The 3,888-nt window shown below is 64.8% G+C and carries 1 protein-coding gene and 1 pseudogene; both read right to left on the minus strand.

All coding sequences use genetic code 11. The annotated features are described in order from the left end of the window. Nucleotides 1-2,226, minus strand: a 2,226-nt coding sequence (gene recB / locus AACS18_RS14895; RefSeq protein ID WP_258228720.1) for an exodeoxyribonuclease V subunit beta, incomplete at its 3' end; no start/stop codon positions are given. Beyond that, nucleotides 2,226-3,888 (minus strand): annotated as a pseudogene (locus AACS18_RS14900) (exodeoxyribonuclease V subunit gamma); the annotation flags it as partial. The pseudogene AACS18_RS14900 and the gene recB, both read right to left, overlap by 1 nt.

Here is a 3,888-nt window from a genome sequence, read left to right on the forward strand (position 1 = left end):
TTTGTGGATGGTGACGATCTGCACCAGCTTGCGCTCGGATTCGAGGCGCAGTACCTGCTCAGCATCCTGCCCGTTGGGGCGGCTCACCGCCTCCCCCAGCCAGCGCAGCAGGGCATACTCCCCGTCCAGCTCGCTGCTCACCTGTTGCAGCAGCTCGCCAAGATGGAGGAAGTTGGTCAGCCGCCGCTCGCCGTAGGGACTCGCCAAAAGCGAAGAGGCAAGATTGCGCCGGTGCAGCAGGGCGCGCAGCATCGCCAGCACGCCGCGGCGGTGCCAGATCTTGCGGTACTCCATAAACTCCTGCACCGCGCTCTCCCACGCCCGCTCGTCGCTGGCCAGCCCATCGAGCGCCTTGGCGTCGAGATCAAACAGGCCGGTGGCGAGCGCGGCCCGCAGGCTGCGCTCTTCGCTCGGGTTCTGGCAGGCATGCAAAATCAGCAGGATCTCCCGCGCCTCCGTCTGTTCCAGCACGCTCTCGCGATTCGACAGATAGACGGAGGCGATGGCGAGCCGCGCCAGCTCCTGCTGCACCAGCTTGCCCTCGGCGCCGGTGCGCACCAGCACGGCGATATCCCCGGCCTTCACCGCTTTGTCACCGATCTGCGCCTTGCCCTCGCGGGCCAGCGTCAGCAGGCGGTGGATCTCGGCGGCGGTGGCGCGGGCCATCTTGCTCTGGTAATCCCCCCGGTTGAAGGTGGGCTGGCCGGTCAGCTGCCAGCAGTGGAGCACGGGCGCGGTGGCGCCATCGAGCAGCAGCGCCTTGCTCTTGCCCTGCGCCTCCACCGGCAGGAAGGGGATATCCGCCTCGTAGATAAAGGGATCCTTGGCCCGCTCGAACAATCCGTTGACCGCCCCCACCAGCGCACTGCTGGAGCGCCAGTTGCGCCCGAGGGTGTAGTGGGCGCTCACATTTCGCCGCGCCTGAATGTAGGTAAAGATGTCGGCGCCGCGAAAGCCGTAGATGGCCTGCTTGGGGTCACCGATCATCAACAGCGCCGTGTCGCTATGGCCGCCGTAGAGGCGATGGAAGATGCGGTACTGCTGGGGATCGGTATCCTGAAATTCATCGATCATCGCCACCCGGTAGGTGGCGCGAATGCGCTCGCAGAGCCGCTCGCCAAGGCTTGAGCCAAGCGCCCCATCGAGATCTTTAAGCAGGTCATCGAACGAGAGCTGATGGGCTTGGCGCTTGCTGGCCTGCATCCGACTGCGCACCACCTTGGCGGCCCGTTGCAGGATCAGATCCCGAATACCGGGGCGGCTCGCCAGCAGCTCGTCTATCTGGCTGAACAGCGGCAGGGTCGGCACTGCGCCCCCCTTCTTGAGGTTCTCCTCCAGCACCGTCTGGCCGAAGCGCTCCAGCTCCTTGGGAATGGCGTAGCCACTGGCCTCGTCTTGCGCCCAGTCGGCTATCTTGGCAAGCCAGCCTTCGTAGTTCTTGCCGGTGTAGCGGCTGATCTGGCCGTCGGTCTGGCGGCGGATCTCGTCCGTCTGCGCCAGCCATTCACTCTTCACCGCCGCGATGCGGCTCATGGCAGCCTGATGGCGGGCGGCGAGGGTCTCGTCCCCCAGCGCAGGGTGGATCTCCAGCTCGCTGTTGTCGAGCCAGCTGCCCATCTCCCGCAGCAGGGCGGCGGGGCTCGGCCAGAGCGCACGCACCGCGCTGGCGAGGGTTTTATCCACCGGATAGAACTCGGAGCGCCAGTAGTCGCTTACCGCCTGCAGCCTGAGCTGGCTGTCGTCGGTAAGAAATTCGGTTTCAAAGAGGGCACCCGACTCGAAGGCGTTCTGCTTGAGCATCCGCTGGCAGAAGCCGTGGATGGTAAAGACCGCCGCCTCGTCCATCTGCCGCTCGGCGGCCAGCAGGCGGCGGGCCGCCAGTTCGTGATCTTCCACCTCGTCCAGCAGCTGGGCCAGCAGGGCATCATTGCTATGGCCGCGCATAAAGGCGAGGCGCGCCTCGTGAATGCGACCGCGGATCCGTCCGCGCAGCTCGGCGGTGGCCGCTTCGGTAAAGGTCACCACCAGAATTTCGGTCACCGACAGCGGCCGCTCGTGGGCGCTCGGCTGACCTGCATCGGCGCCCTCTTCGATGAGCGGGCCGTGGCCCAGCAGCAGGCGCAGGTAAAGACCGGCGATGGTGTAGGTCTTGCCGGTACCGGCGGAGGCTTCGATCAGTCGTTCACCATGGAGGGGAAAACGCAATGTATTGAGCGGGTTAGCCATTATTTCAGCTCCTCCAGGGTCTTGAGCAGCGGAGTCAGGTGTTCGCGAGCCAGCGCCTGCAACTGACCAAGCACCTCGTCATCGAGTTCGGGGAAGCAGCGGGCAACGTAAACGTCTTGCCCCTCCCCATTGATCATCCAGCCGCCGTTGAAACGGGTGAGAGCCGCCTTGTCGGCCGCCTCCGGCTTGTCGGGATCCTTCTCGATCGCCTTGAGCCAATCCCATGCGGTGTTGGGGAAGAAGGGCAGCGGCCGCTTCATCCCCTGCGCCCAGCACGCCACCAGCGCCGCCAGCTTGGGCCGCGCCTCGTCGGCAGCAAGAGCAGGCAGTCGCAGACTCTGTTTGGCATCGAACAACAGGGTGTCGCCGGGGGCGCTGCTCAATGAGAGGCAGAGGTGCTGGATCCAGCCCAGCAGCAGATCCTTGCCGTTGAAGCTGCCGGGTTTGACCACCAGCAAGCGTCCCTTCTGGGTGTCGATCCACCCTTGCAGCTGGCCCTGAGTGAGGGAGATATCGATCTCCACCGCCTGTTTTTCTGACTCATTGGCCGAAACCCATGGCCGCAGCCGATCCGCCAGCTTCCCCATCTCGGCATCCAGATCGTCCAGCAGCAGGCTGCCGAACCACCCTTGCGGCAACAGACCTGTGAGCTGCAACCGCTCGCGCCGCTCGGTGCTATCCCCTTCCGCCAGATGGGCATCGAGCAGCAGATCTTTCAGCTGATAATGTTGCAGGCCATCCAGCTCGAACGGCTCGCTGTCCTCGATGTTGGCTTCGTTCAGCTCAAACCACACCTTGAGGCGGCGGTTGAGGAAATATTTGGTGGGCTGGCGATAGAAGCGCAACAGCTCGGCCAGCTCCAGCCCCTGCTCCTTGCCCCCCCCTCTGTTCCAATCTGGCGGCAGCGGCAGCTCGCCGCTCTGGAAGTTGGCCGCGCCACGCACCGGATTGAGGGCGGGCAGCCAGTCGGCGGCATAGGTAAAGAGGCGCGAACCCGCCTCCGGGTAGAAGTAGTTGCGGCTGTAGGGGGTGAGCGGGTGCGCCACCATCAGGTGGTTGAGCAGCCGCTTGCCGGAGGTTTCGTCATCGAGATCCTCATCCCCCGCCAGCACAAAGCCCTGCCGCACATAGTCGATCAGCTCCGCCAGCAGCACCGACGGCACCTTGTCGCTGTTGTCCTGCGCGCTGAAGCCCTGATAGCTGATATAGAGCCCCTGTTGGGCGCTGAGCAGTGCCTCGAGGAAAAGGTAGCGGTCATCATCACGACGGGAGCGATCCCCGCGCCGCGACGCCACCGCAATCAAGTCGAACCCCATGGGAGCCAGGGTACGCGGGTAGACGCCATCGTTCATGCCGAGCAGGCAGACCTGCTTGAAGGGGATGGAGCGCATCGGCATCAGGGTGCAAAAGTTGACCTGACCGGCGAGGAAGCGCTGGCTGGAGCGGGACTCCCCCAGCACGCTGCCGAGGTAATCCTGCAACAGATCGGCGGTGATGGGCTGCTCGAAGCGGGCTTCGCCAAGCCGGGTATGCCACTCGGCCAGCTGGCTGCGAATGAGCTGGAGCTGACGCTCTTCATCCTCGTCGGCCAGATAGAAGCGCTCCAGCAGCGCCAGCAGGCAGGCGTTCCACTCGGCCAGCGGCTGCGCCTGTTGCAGGCGG

The organism is Aeromonas sp. HMWF015 (assembly GCF_963878965.1).
Taxonomy (GTDB): Bacteria; Pseudomonadota; Gammaproteobacteria; order Enterobacterales; family Aeromonadaceae; genus Aeromonas; species Aeromonas veronii.